We start from the raw sequence: 13,019 nt of genomic DNA, 5'->3' as shown, positions 1-13,019 counted from the left end.
TGCAGGGCGTGGGGCAACGGCGTAGCATCCAGAAATGTGCGCGGTGCCAACGCCGCCGATGCGGTCCCGGAATGGCGGACGCGGGCGGCACACATCCAACGGTCGGGCTTCCCGGCCGTTTTGCTTTTTAAGGGGGCGGCAGTACAGTCGGAAACCTTGAAGGAAGCGAAAAATTGGATATGACCACGAACGAAAAATCGGCCCGTGCACTGCCGGTGCAGGATGCCCGGATCTACCCGCGCGGTGGGCTGGATGTGCTGTCGCGGGCCGAGGTGGCACGCCTGCGCGATGCCTCCGCCGGCGGCATGCATGAGCTGCTGCGCCGCTGCGCGCTGGCCGTGCTGACCAGCGGCAGCGCCTCCGACGATCCGCGCGCTGCGCGCGATCTCTACCCTGATTTCGACATCCAGGTGGCGCAGCAGGATCGCGGCGTGCGCATCGATCTGGTCAACGCACCGGCGATGGCCTTCGTCGACGGCGAGATCATCCGCGGTGTCGCCGAACTGCTGTTCGCCGTCGTGCGCGACCTGGCCTACATGGCCATCGAAATGGGCCCGGCCTACGCGGCCGAGCTGGAGTCATCCGAGGGCATCACCAACGCGGTGTTCGGCCTGCTGCGCAACGCGCGCATCCTCAATCCGGGTGATCCGAACCTGGTGGTGTGCTGGGGTGGACACTCGATCTCGCGCGACGAATACCTGTACACCAAGCAGGTGGGCTATGAACTGGGCCTGCGCGGCCTGGACATCTGCACCGGCTGTGGCCCGGGTGCGATGAAGGGCCCGATGAAGGGTGCCACCATCGCCCACGCCAAGCAGCGCCGTACCGTGACGCGTTACATCGGCCTGACCGAGCCGGGCATCATCGCCGCCGAGTCGCCGAACCCGATCGTCAACCACCTGGTGATCATGCCGGACATCGAGAAGCGCCTTGAGGCCTTCGTCCGCATCGGCCACGGCATCATCGTGTTCGCCGGTGGCGTCGGTACCGCCGAAGAGATCCTGTACCTGCTCGGCATCCTGCTGCGCGAGGAGAACAAGGACCTGCCGTTCCCGCTGATCCTGACCGGCCCGACGGTAGCGGCACCGTACTTCGAGCAGATCGACCGCTTCATCCGCCTGACCCTGGGCGATGCGGCTGCCGAGCGCTACGAGATCATCATCGGCGACCCGGTGGCGGTTGCGAAGAAGATGGCCACCGGCATCAAGCGCGTGCGCGAGCACCGCCTGGCGCAGAAGGACTCGTTCTTCTTCAACTGGTCGATCGAGATTCCGTGGGAGTACCAGCAGCCGTTCGTACCCACCCACGAAGCGATGGCGGCGCTGGACCTGCACCACGGGCGTGCCCCGCACGCGCTGGCGGCCGACCTGCGCCGCGCGTTCTCGGGCATCGTCGCCGGCAACGTGAAGGAAGACGGCATGCGCCGCATCGAGCAGTTCGGGCCGTTCCAGATCCACGGTGACCCGGACATGATGCAGGCGCTGGATGCGCTGCTGCGCGCCTTCGTCGAGCAGCGCCGGATGAAGATCTCCGGCGAGTACCAGCCCTGCTACCAGGTGCTGGCCTGAACCCGGGCCGGCGTGATGGGGATCGCGCCGGCACTGGCAGGGGAGGACGGGTCGTCAAGCCTTTGACGCCCGTCGCCCCGGATTGACCGTTCATCCTGCCGCCGCTTGCCGGTGGCGGGGCGATGGCCCATCGTGGCCACCAACACGCTGGGGAGCGTCCAATGTCTTTGCGCCGGCAAAACGGCTTCACGCTGGTTGAGTTGATGGTCACGGTTGCCGTGCTGGCGATCGTGGCCGCGATCGCCTTTCCGAGTTTCCAAGGCACTCTCCGCTCCAATCGGGTTGCGTCGGCAAACAATGAAGTCCTGGGCCTGCTCAGCCTGGCGCGGAGCGAGGCAATTCGCAGCAACCGCGGCGGTGGCGTGTGTGGCAGCAGCGACGGCGCGAGCTGTGACGGTAACTGGTCTGCCGGCATGCTGGCCTTCACTGACACCGATGGTGATGGCACGATGTCCTCCGGGGAAACCGTACTGCGGTTCGTCAGCGGCAGCCCCAAGCTGCAGCTGAGTGGGCCGTCGGAAGAGATCGCCTTCGATGGGCGGGGGCGCCGCAGGGCCGCCAGCGATCAGTCGATCCAGCTGGAGCCGGATGTGTGCAGCAAGGGCGCACTGGACAAACGCACTCTTACGGTAAATGCCTCTGGGCAGATCCGCAGCAGCAAGGAAACCTGCTCATGAACCCGCGTTCCATCCGCGCACGCCAAGCGGGCGGCTTCACTCTGCTGGAAGTGCTGGTTGCAATTATCGTTCTGGCATTCGGCCTGCTGGGATTCGCCCTGCTGCAGACCATGAACGTCCGCTTCGTACAGAGCGCCAACTATCGTACCCAGGCAACCAATCTCGCCTACGACCTGACCGAGCAGATGCGCAGCAACCGCTATCAAGCGGCGTGGTACACCGCCGCGTCGTTTGAGGCAGGCAGCAAAACCGCAGAGAAGGCGTGCACGGCCGATACCGGCGACGTCGCTATTGCTGCAAAAATTGAACGTTGGCAATGCCAGGTTGTAAAGGCGCTGGGTGCCGATGCCGGTGCCGAGGTGACCTACAAGGGGGGCGTGGTGAACGTCGCGATCACCTGGGGCGACCAGCGCTGGGATCCGGATGATCCGGACAAGGCCACTACCTTCGCGCTGGCGACGGAACTGTGAGCATGACCATGAAACATCGTACCTCCATGGCTGGTCTATCGCTGGTCGAACTGATGGTTGCGCTGGTGATCAGCTTGGTGTTGATGCTGGGCGTGGTCCAGGTGTTCATTGCCTCACAGACGGCTTCGCGCCTGTCTGAGGGGGCCTCCCGCGTCCAGGAAAATGCACGATTCGCGTTGGACTTCCTGGAGCGGGACATCCGGATGGCCGGGCACATGGGCTGCGTCAACGACCAGGCCCATGTAGTGAAGAATCAGGGAGACCCGGTATCGCATCTCGGTGCGACCTCCGGTGATGGCAGTCCATTGGATTTCAGTGTTTCCATCCAGGGCTTCGACGCTCCCGACACGGCTCCCGGTGGCAGTCTGGCGCTTGGCGCGGACTGGTCGGCGCCCCAGGGCCTGCCGGCCGCGATCGCCGGATTGAGCCCGGCACCGGCCGGCGGCAGCGATGTGCTGTTGCTCCGCTTCTTCGCCCCCATGGGGGTGCCGGTCACGGCGATATCTTCCGATGGCGGCGATGCACTCCTGGACGTGGACAGTGACCACGTCGCGCGCCTGACCAGCGATGGCATCAGCACGCCCACTCTGTTCGGCATCGCTGACTGTGGGCATGCCGATGTGTTCGCAGGCACGTTGAGCGCTGCGCGGGTGACTGCGACCTCTCTGGATCTGTCGCGCTACGTGGCCCAGCCAACCGGGCAGACGATGCTCTATCGCGCCGAGTCGATGGTCTATTACGTGGGTATCAATCCGGAGACGAAACAGCCTGGCCTGCGGCGAGCGCGTGCCGACAGCGATGGGGAGTACACGATCAATGAAGAGCTGGTGGAAGGCATCGAAAGCCTGCAGCTGATGTACGGCCTGGACAACACTGCCAACATCAGTATCAGCACTCCGCCGGCCGGCAACATCACCCAGCTCGCCGCAGCCGGCGGGGTCAGCACGGATGCCAATGCCGAGGGTGCTGCACAGTGGTTGCGCGTGGGGCAGGTGCAGGTCGGATTGCTGGCGCGTAGCCCATCGCCGTCGTCCTCGGCCCAATCGGCCAATGCGCTATCGGTGCTCGGCGTTGAGTTCACCAACAGTGACAAGCCCGACGGTCGCTACCGGTCCAGTTATGAAGTGTCGATTGCCCTGCGCAATCGCTTGTTCGGAAACTGATCATGCCCCATTTCCAGCGTTCATTCAGACCCGTCACCGCCCCCCGCCAGCAACGCGGTGCGGTGTTGTATGTCGCGTTGATCATGCTCATCCTGCTGGCATTGCTGGGTATCGCTGGCATGCAGGTGGCGGGCATGCAGGAGAAGATGGCAGCCAACTACCGAGCCGCCAACCGGGCGTTCCAGAATTCAGAAGGTGTGGTGCGTGCAGCCGAGCGCACGGTGGAACAGATCGCCAATCGCCAGGATGTCGGCGACGAGAGCCTGGTACAGGCCAGCGATGTGTCGCGGGTCTGCGATGACGGATTCGACCCGGCCGATTGGGCCGTGGAGCGCCGCGACGATACTCGCCCTGCCGTCAACGTAAGGCAGATCGACAGTTGCGTCATTGGTGAATCGGCACTGGAGATGGGGCGGCCACTGGAAGACATCACACCGATCTACCAGATCACCGGATTTGCCACTGACGATGTGGATGCCAGCTCGTCCGCAGTGGTCATCGATACCGTATTCAAACTCTGAGGACGCAGGCCATGGCTTCGCGCAAATTCCGCTTCATGGCCGCAGGTGGCGCCGCACTGGCGCTGGGTGGGGGCTACTTCATCTATACCCTGATGGCGGCCCAGGGCCAGGGTACGCTGGCGCAGGCGCCGCTGAACATCCAGGTGCAGACGGCACCGGCATTCCTGATGGCGCTGGATGATTCCGGCTCGATGCTGTGGGAGGTGCTGAACAATACCCGCGACGGTGTCTATCGCTGGAGCGGGACGAGCTTCTACAGTGGCAATGTGGCGTACGGCTATGTCGATTCCGGGAACATGTATCACTATGTTTTCCCCAGCTACGGCCGAGATTCAAATCTGGCAGTTCCGCCATTGGATGCCTATGGCTTTGTGCGATCTCCGGATGTCAACGGCTCCTACTTTGATCCTCGCGAGACCTATGATTCCTGGAAAACCGGGCTTACGGGTTCGGCTGCTAATTTCCCAAGTGATCCGATTGATCCGGCCGCAGCGCCCCTGGATCCGCGACCGGGTACGCCAGACGACAAGAAGACCGGCATCCTTAATCTCGCTGCCAATTCGACAATGACGTCCATTGTTGTGAGCGGAAAAGCCGCAAACTGGCGTTTTCAGTTCTATAGCGGTATGGAACTGCCGAAAGATACGAGGATTGAAAACAATCGATGCAGCGATATTACCAGCCGGAACAGCAGTGTGAAGGACGGCTTCGCTGTGCTGAATCAGAAGGTGACGCTGAGCAGAAGCTGCAGTGCCGCAATGGTGTTCTATCCAGCCACGTTCTACCTGGAAAACCCGGCCTCGCTGCCGGCCGATTACGGCTATACCGCATCCCCGGTGGCGGTGACCAACCCCGTTGGCGGGCGTCCGGGTACGCTCTACAGGTATGAGATCAAACTGGATAACTTCAACAAGGACCAGGCCAAGTACAACAAGGCGATGCAGAACTTCGCCAACTGGTTCAGCCTGTATCGGACCCGTCGCGAAGCGTTGATCGGTGCGGCCACCAATGCGCTGCATGGCACTACGAACCTGCGTGTGGGCTGGTTCCGAATCAATGATCGTGAGCAGGTCAAGATGCACAACATGACCGACGAGACCGAAAAGTCGAAGTTGCTTTACGACATCATGAGCAGAATGCGAGCCAGTGGGACCACGCCGAACCGTTCTGCCGCAGACTACCTTGGCCAGCAGTTCCAGCGCACGGATGACGGCGCGCCAGTGCTATTGGCCTGCCAGAAGAATGCGGGCATGCTGTTCACTGATGGGTATATCAATGAAAGCGGCAACAAGACTCTGATGAAGGACCTGGTGGCGCCCTACTACAAGGGCCCGCTGATTGAAGACCTTGATAACAGCTCTGTGCCGGTTCCTGCAGAGTGCAGCAGTTCCAGTCCGGACCCGTCATTGGACTGCAACAAGAAACTGCACATGAACTTCTACGGTGTGACGCTGGGTACTCAGGGCAAAGAGTTCGGCGTCAAGTACCTTCCGGACCCGAAGAGGCCCTGGGTGCTCAGCCCAGATCCGTATGTTGTCAAGCCCAATTTCCCGACCACGACGCAGGATCTCAAGCCGGAAGCGGTCGACGAGCTGTGGAACGCGGTGTATGACACCCGCGGCGAGATGGTCAACGCCACGCGCCCGGGCGAAATCACCGCTGCCATGCGCCGGATCATCAGCAATGTTGCCCAGGGGGCCACGCCGTCCGGCTCGCGTTCGTTGACGGGGGCTCGTATCGGCGTGGGCTCGCTGTCGGTGGAGCCGTTCTACGAGGCGACCAACAACGGCACCGACTGGTACGGCAGGCTGCATGCCTACTCGCTGAAGGTGGACGAGTCAACGCGCAGGATTGTCTCGGAGGAGGCATGGGAAGCGTCGGCGAAGATGCCAGCGGCCGCATTGCGCCGCATCCGCTTCTGGCGCAACGGTGAACTGGTTGATTTCACCGGCAGTAATGTCAGCCTGGCCAACCTGTGCGACAAGTCGAGTGTGATGTATCCGGGCATGCTGATCTGCAGTGCCTCGGAACTCGAAGGGCTCGCCACGAATTCGGCTACCGCCGTGGCGTACCTGCGTGGAGACACAACCAACGAAAAGCGCAGCGGCGGCAAGCTGCGCGACCGTACCACAGTGCTTGGGGACATCATCACCTCTACGCCGGCCCTGAGTTCGCCGCTGGATGACTACGGCTTCCGTCGCCTGCCAGGCGCGATGGGCACCAGTTATGCCGACTATATGGTCACCAAGCGCAATGACCGACGCTACATGGTCTACGCGGCTGCCAACGACGGGATGCTGCACGCCTTTGATGGCGGCATGGGCGCGGATGGCGAGATGGACAGCGATGGTGGCAAGGAGCTGTTTGCCTATATCCCATCCACGTCGTTGGGTCATATGGGCAATCTGTTGCTGCCCAACGATCCCACCAACCAGAACGTCCAGCGCTTCCAGCATCGCTACTATGTCGATGGCCCGGTGACGATCAGTGATACCTACAGCGGCGGAAGCTGGACGACCTCGCTGGTCGGCACGGCGGGTGCCGGTGGGCGCAGCGTGTTCGCGCTGGATGTGTCTGATCCGGCCAGCTTCGGCGGCACCGGTTCGCTGCTGTGGGAGATCAGTGATCTCAACGCCTCGCTGGATGAGGACGTAAGGAGCAATATCGGCTACGTGCTGGGCAAGCCGGTGATCGTGCCGATGAAGAACTCTGACGGCTCGGTGGGCTTCCGGGCGATCTTTGGCAATGGCTATGAAAGCAAGAGCGGAAAAGCCGTGTTGTTCGTGGTCGACATGGCGGCTGGCAATACGCCGACCATCCGCATGATCGAGGCGGTCGAGTCGGGTACGGATCTGCCTGCCGGCAGCAATGGGCTGGGCAACATTGTGGTGGTGGATCGTTGGGGTGGGGCTGGACAGAACGAACGGGTCCGCGATGGTCTTGCTGATACCGTCTATGGTGCTGACAAGCGCGGAGCGGTCTGGAAGTTCGACCTGCGTGCCGACGCGGCACCGACGGTTCCGCTGTTCACCACCGATACCCATGTCGATCGCAGTGACAAGCGAACCTATCGCCAACCCATCACCGGCGGCTTGACGGTAACCACAGGCCCATCCGGTGGCGTGATGCTGATCTTCGGCACCGGCAGCTTCTCGTACTACGGCGATGAGAACGACGCTGCGGTGCAGGCGCTGTATGGCATCAATGACGTTGAAACCGGGCAGCCCAGTGCTACGCTGACGTCGGCCAATCTGCGCCCGTTCGCGGCGCAATTTGAGAATGGCGTTCGCACCCTGCTTCCGGGCACTGTTCCGGCGCTAAGCCGCGGCTGGACCGTAACGCTGTCCAACAAGGAGCGTGCGGTCGGCAATCCGCGCATCGTTTCCGGAGTGGTGTTCATGCCCACCTATATCCCGTCCGAGGCCAAGGGCTGCTCGGTGGATGGCGCGAACTGGGTGTTTGGCCTGCAGGCCGGCAGTGGCGAAGCGGCAATGTCGCAGGTGCGCTTCGGTGCACCGGACGGCACGTCGCCGGGGGCAGGTACGGCCGGTGTATCCCTGGAAACGGGCGGCAACGCACCGGTCAGGGATGTCACGACCTCTGTTGTCCCTCGCCTTGCGCCGCCGGATCCGGGTGAACCAGGGACTCCTCCACCGACGCCGCCGGGCGAGGCCTGCCTGATGCAGATTTCGGTGGCAGGTGCAAAACCGATGTACTTGCCTTACCCGTGTGGTCGCCAGTCGTGGAGGCAGATCCAGTGAGTAGTGTCCGTGCTTCGTCGATCAATGGAGTTGCTGCAATGCACACGACGTTCGCCCCTGGCCGCCTGGCCCGCGGATTCACTCTCATTGAACTGATGATCGTGGTGGCAGTCGTGGCGATCCTCGCTGCGATCGCGTACCCAAACTACAGCGAACATGTGCGGAAGTCGCGGCGTGCGCAGGCCAAGGCCGATCTGGTGGAGTATGCGCAGCTGGCCGAGCGCTACCACACCATCAACAACACCTATGTGGGCTTCACCTTCCCGGGCGGAGCTGATTCCATCAACTCGCCACGCGAGGGCGGCACTGCGGCCTACACCTTGTCCATGGAAACCGCGCAATCGACGTTTACGTTTACGGCGACGGCTGCCAATGCTCAGGCCGAAGACAAGTGTGGTGACCTGTCCCTCAACCAGGCCAATGTGAAGACATCCAAGGGCACGCTGTCCGAATGCTGGTGATGTGGAAAAGCGCGCCGGCGGGCGTCGTGGGCAGGAGTGTTGCACTCTCTGATCGAGGTGATTACAATGCGCCTCCCCGCCCGAATAGCTCAGCCGGTTAGAGCACTTGACTGTTAATCAGGGGGTCGTTGGTTCGAGTCCAACTTCGGGCGCCAGGTTATACGCATCAAAGGCTTGCGGTCATCCGCAGGCCTTTTTTGTTGTTAGCAGGGTCGATCGGTCCTGGTCCGTGTTGATCGGACGCGCCCGCTGTTGCTGACGATTATCCGGGAGTGCTCACGGCCGTCCGCGCAGATGCGCAGCGTCAGATTGGCTCCAGGGCTGCGGCCATCCGGTTGGAAGTAAAGCTGCGGCCGGCCACTGCTGGTGGTTCCCCGGATCTTGATGTTCGGAAAGCCTGCCTGGTGCATCAGAATAGCGTCGGCAGAAGAGGGGGGTTCGCGCCGGCCGCTCGTCCTGTAGATGACCCACCCCTGGCTCCAGTCGTCGCCGCAGTGGTGGCCATCGGTACTTGCGCAGGTGCCGATCAAGTTTCGGCGCATGATCGCCTGGTAGCGCGCAGCAGCGAGTCCGGACTGCAGGTTGATACGGGTGGCGTCCGCACGCTGCCGCAACAGCATCGAATGCAGGGTGGGCCATCCGGCGGCCAGCAGCACGGCCAACACGGCCACCACCGCCATCAGTTCGACCAGGTGCATGCCTCGCGGCGCCGTAGGGCTGGGGATTGGGCAGTGGCGCATGAGTCCAGCCTCCCTCGTCCAGCGTCGCCGGCGCCATCAGGCACTGCCGCGCCCGCCTGCCCGGAAACCCCTCAGCTGGCCGTCACCGCTTGCCCCGTATACTCACTCTTCCCGGGAACTGGCAACACCATGAGCGACCGTTTTGAACTCGTCTCGCCGTATTCGCCGGCAGGCGACCAGCCTGATGCCATCGCAAAGCTGACCAGCAACTTCGAAGCGGGCATCGCCAAGCAGACCCTGCTGGGCGTCACCGGTTCGGGCAAGACCTACACCATCGCCAACGTCATCCAGAACGTGCAGAAGCCGACGCTGATCATGGCGCCGAACAAGACGCTGGCGGCGCAGCTGTACGGTGAGTTCAAGGCATTCTTCCCGCACAACGCGGTGGAGTACTTCGTCAGCTACTACGATTACTACCAGCCGGAAGCCTACGTGCCGTCGTCGGACACCTTCATCGAAAAGGACAGTTCGATCAACGAGCACATCGAGCAGATGCGGCTGGCGGCAACCAAGACCCTGCTGTCGCGCCCGGATGCGATCGTGGTGGCCACGGTGTCGGCGATCTATGGCCTGGGTGCACCCGAGGACTATCTGTCGCTGCGCCTGATACTGTCCAAGGGCGAGCGCATCGACCAGCGCGACCTGATCAATCACCTCACCCAGCTGCAGTACACGCGCAACGAGTACGAGCTGCAGCGCGGTACGTTCCGCGTGCGTGGCGAAGTGATCGACGTGTTCCCGGCCGAGTCGGACAGCGAGGCGCTGCGCCTGGAACTTTTCGATGGCGAGGTCGAGAAGATCACACTGTTCGACCCGCTGACCGGCGAGACGCTGCGCAACATGCAGCGTTTCACTGTTTATCCGAAGACACACTACGCGACCACGCGCGAGCGCGTGCTGGCAGCGATCGAGACGATCAAGGTGGAGCTGAAGGAGCGGCTGGAGCAGCTGTACGCGCAGAACAAGCTGGTGGAGGCGCAGCGCCTGGCCCAGCGCACCCAGTTTGACCTGGAAATGATGGCCGAGGTTGGCTACTGCAACGGCATCGAGAACTACTCCCGGCATCTGACCGGCAAGAATGCCGGCGAGCCGCCGCCGACCCTGTTCGATTACCTGCCGCCGGATGCACTGCTGGTGATCGACGAATCGCACGTGACCATTCCGCAGATCGGCGCCATGTTCAAGGGCGACCGCTCGCGCAAGGAGACCCTGGTCGAATTCGGTTTCCGCCTGCCGTCGGCGCTGGACAACCGCCCGCTGCGCTTCGAGGAGTGGGAGGAGCGCTGCCCGCGCAGCATCTACGTGTCGGCCACGCCCGGGCCCTATGAACTGCGTGAAGCCGGTGACGAGATCACCGAACTGGTGGTGCGCCCGACCGGCCTGATCGACCCGGTGGTGGAGATCCGCCCGGTCGGTACCCAGGTCGACGACCTGATGAGCGAGGCCAACGCGCGCATCAAGGCGGGCGACCGCGTGCTGGTCACCACGCTGACCAAGCGCATGGCCGAGAATCTCACGGAATACCTCACCGAACATGGTATCCGCGTGCGCTACCTGCACTCGGACGTGGACACGGTCGAGCGCGTGGAGATCATCCGCGACCTGCGGCTGGGCAAGTTCGACGTGCTGGTCGGCATCAACCTGCTGCGCGAAGGCCTGGACATGCCCGAGGTATCGCTGGTGGCGATCCTTGATGCCGACAAGGAGGGCTTCCTGCGTTCCACCGGTTCGCTGATCCAGACCATCGGCCGTGCCGCGCGCAACGTGCGTGGCAAGGCGATCCTGTATGCGGACAAGATCACCCGTTCGATGCAGGCCGCGATCGATGAGACCGACCGCCGTCGTGCCAAACAGGTCGAGTACAACGAGGAACATGGCATCGTGCCGCGCTCGGTGGCGCGCCCGATCGTCGACGTGCTGGAAGGCGCGCGTTCGGATGCGGCAGAGAAGGAAGCGAAGAAGGGCAAGGGCAAGGGCAGGCCTGGCGTGGCCGAGGACGGGGGCGACTATGGCTCGCTCAGCCCGGCCCAGCTGGCGTCCCGTCTCAAGGCGCTGGAACAGCAGATGTACCAGCATGCGAAGGACCTCGAATTCGAGGACGCGGCCCGCGTGCGCGACCAGATCAGGCAGCTGAAGGAGGCGAGTCTGGGCTGAACGCGGCAGTGCAGCATCTTCTTCACGAAAGTATTGCACTTCACGGCGGGCATACGTAATATACGCGGCCTGCACCGACGCAATCGCGAACGTTCAGAAGCAAAAACGGGCGGTTAGCTCAGCGGTAGAGCACTACCTTGACATGGTAGGGGTCACAGGTTCGAACCCTGTACCGCCCACCACGAAGTCCTCGGAAGAGGGCTGTCGTGAAATGCAAAGCCCGGCCCTGGCGCCGGGTTTTTACGTAGCAAGGCCAGCTTTCGGGCGGCAAGAACAAGATGGGCGGTTAGCTCAGCGGTAGAGCACTACCTTGACATGGTAGGGGTCACAGGTTCGAACCCTGTACCGCCCACCACCTGGCTCCCGGCACTGCCGGTGCAACGGTGGATCAGAATGAAAGCCGGCCCCGGGCCGGCTTTTTTCGTTTGCGCCAGTGGGCTGCAGCCAGCGGTCAGCGTTGGGCCACCCATTCGTCGATGCTGATCATGCGCTGCAGCCGCCAATGCCCGTCCACGCATTCCCAGACCTGCGCAACGCGTGCCGAGCCGGTGCGCTGCTGCGGGGTGTCCGCCCGCAGGGGCTGGTTGCCCACGCGCAGCACGCGATCCTGGCGCAGCCGGTAAAGCTGAAGGGTGGCCGGGTCTGCTTTCTCATCCGGCATTGGGGATGCTCCTGCCTGCCCAGCCTCGGCCTGCAGGATCTGGCTGCGCAGGGAAGCATCCCCGGCGTCGGTATCGCGGCCGAACAGGCCAGCGCACAACAGCAGCAGGGCAAGCATCGGCATGGCACGGTGCTCCGGAGAAGGGAGTCCAGCGTGGCACTGCCCCCTGCGGTGTGAAACCGGTATGCGACGAAAGCCGGTAAAGCGCGCGCCAAGGCGCCCGGGGAAGGATGAATCCGGGGCCGGAAGTGCCGGGCCGCCCCAAGAGACGGCCCGGCGCGATGCCCAATGCGGGTGGGCGCCGATCAACACCGCTGCGCTGGGTCAGCGCTGGCGACCCGCAGCTCGGCTTCGATTACAGCGGATCACAGCACAGCACCTGGCCAGGCTTGCCGGAGTTGCCGAACGGGCAGCTCGGATGCGGCTCGCAACCGGGCGCATAGCCGGTCTTGGGCGCAACGGCAAAGGCCTGGCTGGTGCCGAAGGCCATGGCCGCGACAACGACGATACCGGCGACAGACGAGAACAGCTTCTTCTTACCGATCATGCGTGGCTCCTTCAGGTGTGGAAATGCACGGTGTAGGCCGTTTGCGGGACGGCCTTGCACAGGTCAGTTCGGCTGGCAGCAGATGCGGGTACCACCGATTGTCCCGTTGCCGCCGAAAACGCAGCCCGGCGTGTAGGTGCAGCCCGGCGCGAAGCCAGCCTTGGTTGGCTTCGCAAAGGCCTGGGACGCGCCGAACGACAGCGCGGCGACAACGACGATACCGGCGACGGACGAAAGGACCTTCTTTCCGATCATGTGTATCTCCTTGGTTGGCGTTGGTGTTGCAGTTGCCGAAG

General features: G+C 63.1%; 12 protein-coding genes and 3 tRNA genes. 11 read left to right on the top strand and 4 right to left on the bottom strand.

From position 1 onward, the window contains the following. Positions 1 to 179 precede the first annotated feature (179 nt). The 8 genes from ppnN to G370_RS0101515 all read left to right on the top strand — a co-directional run bounded on the left by ppnN (position 180) and on the right by G370_RS0101515 (position 8,776). Positions 180 to 1,568, top strand: coding sequence for a nucleotide 5'-monophosphate nucleosidase PpnN (gene ppnN, locus G370_RS0101550; RefSeq protein ID WP_019659018.1), 1,389 nt, complete (start codon positions 180 to 182; stop codon positions 1,566 to 1,568). Between the two features lie 161 nt (positions 1,569 to 1,729). Continuing rightward, the gene (locus G370_RS0101545; protein WP_019659017.1) at positions 1,730 to 2,245 is read left to right on the top strand and encodes a GspH/FimT family pseudopilin; all 516 of its coding nucleotides are present in this window, start codon (positions 1,730 to 1,732) and stop codon (positions 2,243 to 2,245) included. After that, positions 2,242 to 2,715 (top strand): type IV pilus modification protein PilV, encoded by a 474-nt coding sequence (gene pilV / locus G370_RS0101540; RefSeq protein ID WP_019659016.1) that lies wholly within the window; start codon positions 2,242 to 2,244, stop codon positions 2,713 to 2,715. Before G370_RS0101545 ends, pilV begins: the two co-directional genes overlap by 4 nt. Positions 2,716 to 2,717: 2 nt before the next feature. After that, positions 2,718 to 3,878, top strand: coding sequence for a PilW family protein (locus G370_RS0101535; RefSeq protein WP_245541193.1), 1,161 nt, complete (start codon positions 2,718 to 2,720; stop codon positions 3,876 to 3,878). 2 nt (positions 3,879 to 3,880) lie between these two features. Continuing rightward, entirely contained in the window at positions 3,881 to 4,399 is a 519-nt protein-coding gene (locus tag G370_RS0101530) for a PilX N-terminal domain-containing pilus assembly protein (RefSeq protein ID WP_019659014.1), read from the top strand. 11 nt (positions 4,400 to 4,410) lie between these two features. Further along, on the top strand, positions 4,411 to 8,160 hold the full coding sequence (locus tag G370_RS0101525; protein ID WP_019659013.1) for a pilus assembly protein: 3,750 nt from the start codon (positions 4,411 to 4,413) through the stop codon (positions 8,158 to 8,160). Positions 8,161 to 8,198: 38 nt separating this feature from the next. Further along, a complete protein-coding gene (locus tag G370_RS0101520) occupies positions 8,199 to 8,621 on the top strand; it encodes a type IV pilin protein (RefSeq protein ID WP_019659012.1) in 423 nt (140 codons plus the stop codon). Between the two features lie 78 nt (positions 8,622 to 8,699). Next, positions 8,700 to 8,776 (top strand) — tRNA-Asn (locus G370_RS0101515). Positions 8,777 to 8,824: 48 nt separating this feature from the next. On the opposite strand, the gene G370_RS0101510 is transcribed toward G370_RS0101515, so the two are convergent. Continuing rightward, positions 8,825 to 9,361 (bottom strand): GspH/FimT family protein, encoded by a 537-nt coding sequence (locus G370_RS0101510; protein WP_019659011.1) that lies wholly within the window; start codon positions 9,359 to 9,361, stop codon positions 8,825 to 8,827. A 129-nt stretch (positions 9,362 to 9,490) separates the two neighbouring features. Between G370_RS0101510 and uvrB the strand changes: the two genes are divergently transcribed. The 3 genes from uvrB (at position 9,491) to G370_RS0101495 (ending at position 11,870) form a co-directional block, all read left to right on the top strand. Continuing rightward, entirely contained in the window at positions 9,491 to 11,515 is a 2,025-nt protein-coding gene (gene uvrB / locus G370_RS0101505; protein ID WP_019659010.1) for an excinuclease ABC subunit UvrB, read from the top strand. Between the two features lie 107 nt (positions 11,516 to 11,622). Next, positions 11,623 to 11,697, top strand: a tRNA-Val gene (locus tag G370_RS0101500). A 98-nt stretch (positions 11,698 to 11,795) separates the two neighbouring features. Next, positions 11,796 to 11,870 (top strand) — tRNA-Val (locus G370_RS0101495). 96 nt (positions 11,871 to 11,966) lie between these two features. Here G370_RS0101495 and G370_RS0101490 read toward each other — a convergent pair. The 3 genes from G370_RS0101490 to G370_RS0101480 form a co-directional block, all read right to left on the bottom strand. Continuing rightward, the gene (locus G370_RS0101490; protein WP_019659009.1) at positions 11,967 to 12,299 is read right to left on the bottom strand and encodes a hypothetical protein; all 333 of its coding nucleotides are present in this window, start codon (positions 12,297 to 12,299) and stop codon (positions 11,967 to 11,969) included. A 232-nt stretch (positions 12,300 to 12,531) separates the two neighbouring features. After that, entirely contained in the window at positions 12,532 to 12,723 is a 192-nt protein-coding gene (locus G370_RS0101485) for a hypothetical protein (RefSeq protein WP_019659008.1), read from the bottom strand. Positions 12,724 to 12,786: 63 nt separating this feature from the next. Then, positions 12,787 to 12,978: a hypothetical protein gene (locus G370_RS0101480; protein ID WP_019659007.1), complete on the bottom strand. Its 192-nt coding sequence runs from the start codon at positions 12,976 to 12,978 to the stop codon at positions 12,787 to 12,789. Between the last annotated feature and the right edge of the window lie 41 nt (positions 12,979 to 13,019).

Source organism: Stenotrophomonas hibiscicola ATCC 19867, assembly GCF_000382065.1.
GTDB lineage: Bacteria > Pseudomonadota > Gammaproteobacteria > Xanthomonadales > Xanthomonadaceae > Stenotrophomonas > Stenotrophomonas hibiscicola.
The sequence above is the reverse complement of the archived record's forward strand: the minus strand, read 5'-3'. Positions and strand labels throughout refer to the sequence as shown.

Coding starts and splice junctions, on each gene's coding strand:
- pilV (WP_019659016.1), top strand. CDS start 2,242: ATGAACCCGCGTTCCATCCGCGCACGCCAAGCGGGCGGCTTCACTCTG.
- G370_RS0101490 (WP_019659009.1), bottom strand. CDS start 12,299: ATGCCGATGCTTGCCCTGCTGCTGTTGTGCGCTGGCCTGTTCGGCCGC.
- G370_RS0101510 (WP_019659011.1), bottom strand. CDS start 9,361: ATGCGCCACTGCCCAATCCCCAGCCCTACGGCGCCGCGAGGCATGCAC.
- ppnN (WP_019659018.1), top strand. CDS start 180: ATGACCACGAACGAAAAATCGGCCCGTGCACTGCCGGTGCAGGATGCC.
- G370_RS0101480 (WP_019659007.1), bottom strand. CDS start 12,978: ATGATCGGAAAGAAGGTCCTTTCGTCCGTCGCCGGTATCGTCGTTGTC.
- uvrB (WP_019659010.1), top strand. CDS start 9,491: ATGAGCGACCGTTTTGAACTCGTCTCGCCGTATTCGCCGGCAGGCGAC.
- G370_RS0101485 (WP_019659008.1), bottom strand. CDS start 12,723: ATGATCGGTAAGAAGAAGCTGTTCTCGTCTGTCGCCGGTATCGTCGTT.
- G370_RS0101520 (WP_019659012.1), top strand. CDS start 8,199: ATGCACACGACGTTCGCCCCTGGCCGCCTGGCCCGCGGATTCACTCTC.
- G370_RS0101545 (WP_019659017.1), top strand. CDS start 1,730: ATGTCTTTGCGCCGGCAAAACGGCTTCACGCTGGTTGAGTTGATGGTC.
- G370_RS0101535 (WP_245541193.1), top strand. CDS start 2,718: ATGACCATGAAACATCGTACCTCCATGGCTGGTCTATCGCTGGTCGAA.
- G370_RS0101525 (WP_019659013.1), top strand. CDS start 4,411: ATGGCTTCGCGCAAATTCCGCTTCATGGCCGCAGGTGGCGCCGCACTG.
- G370_RS0101530 (WP_019659014.1), top strand. CDS start 3,881: ATGCCCCATTTCCAGCGTTCATTCAGACCCGTCACCGCCCCCCGCCAG.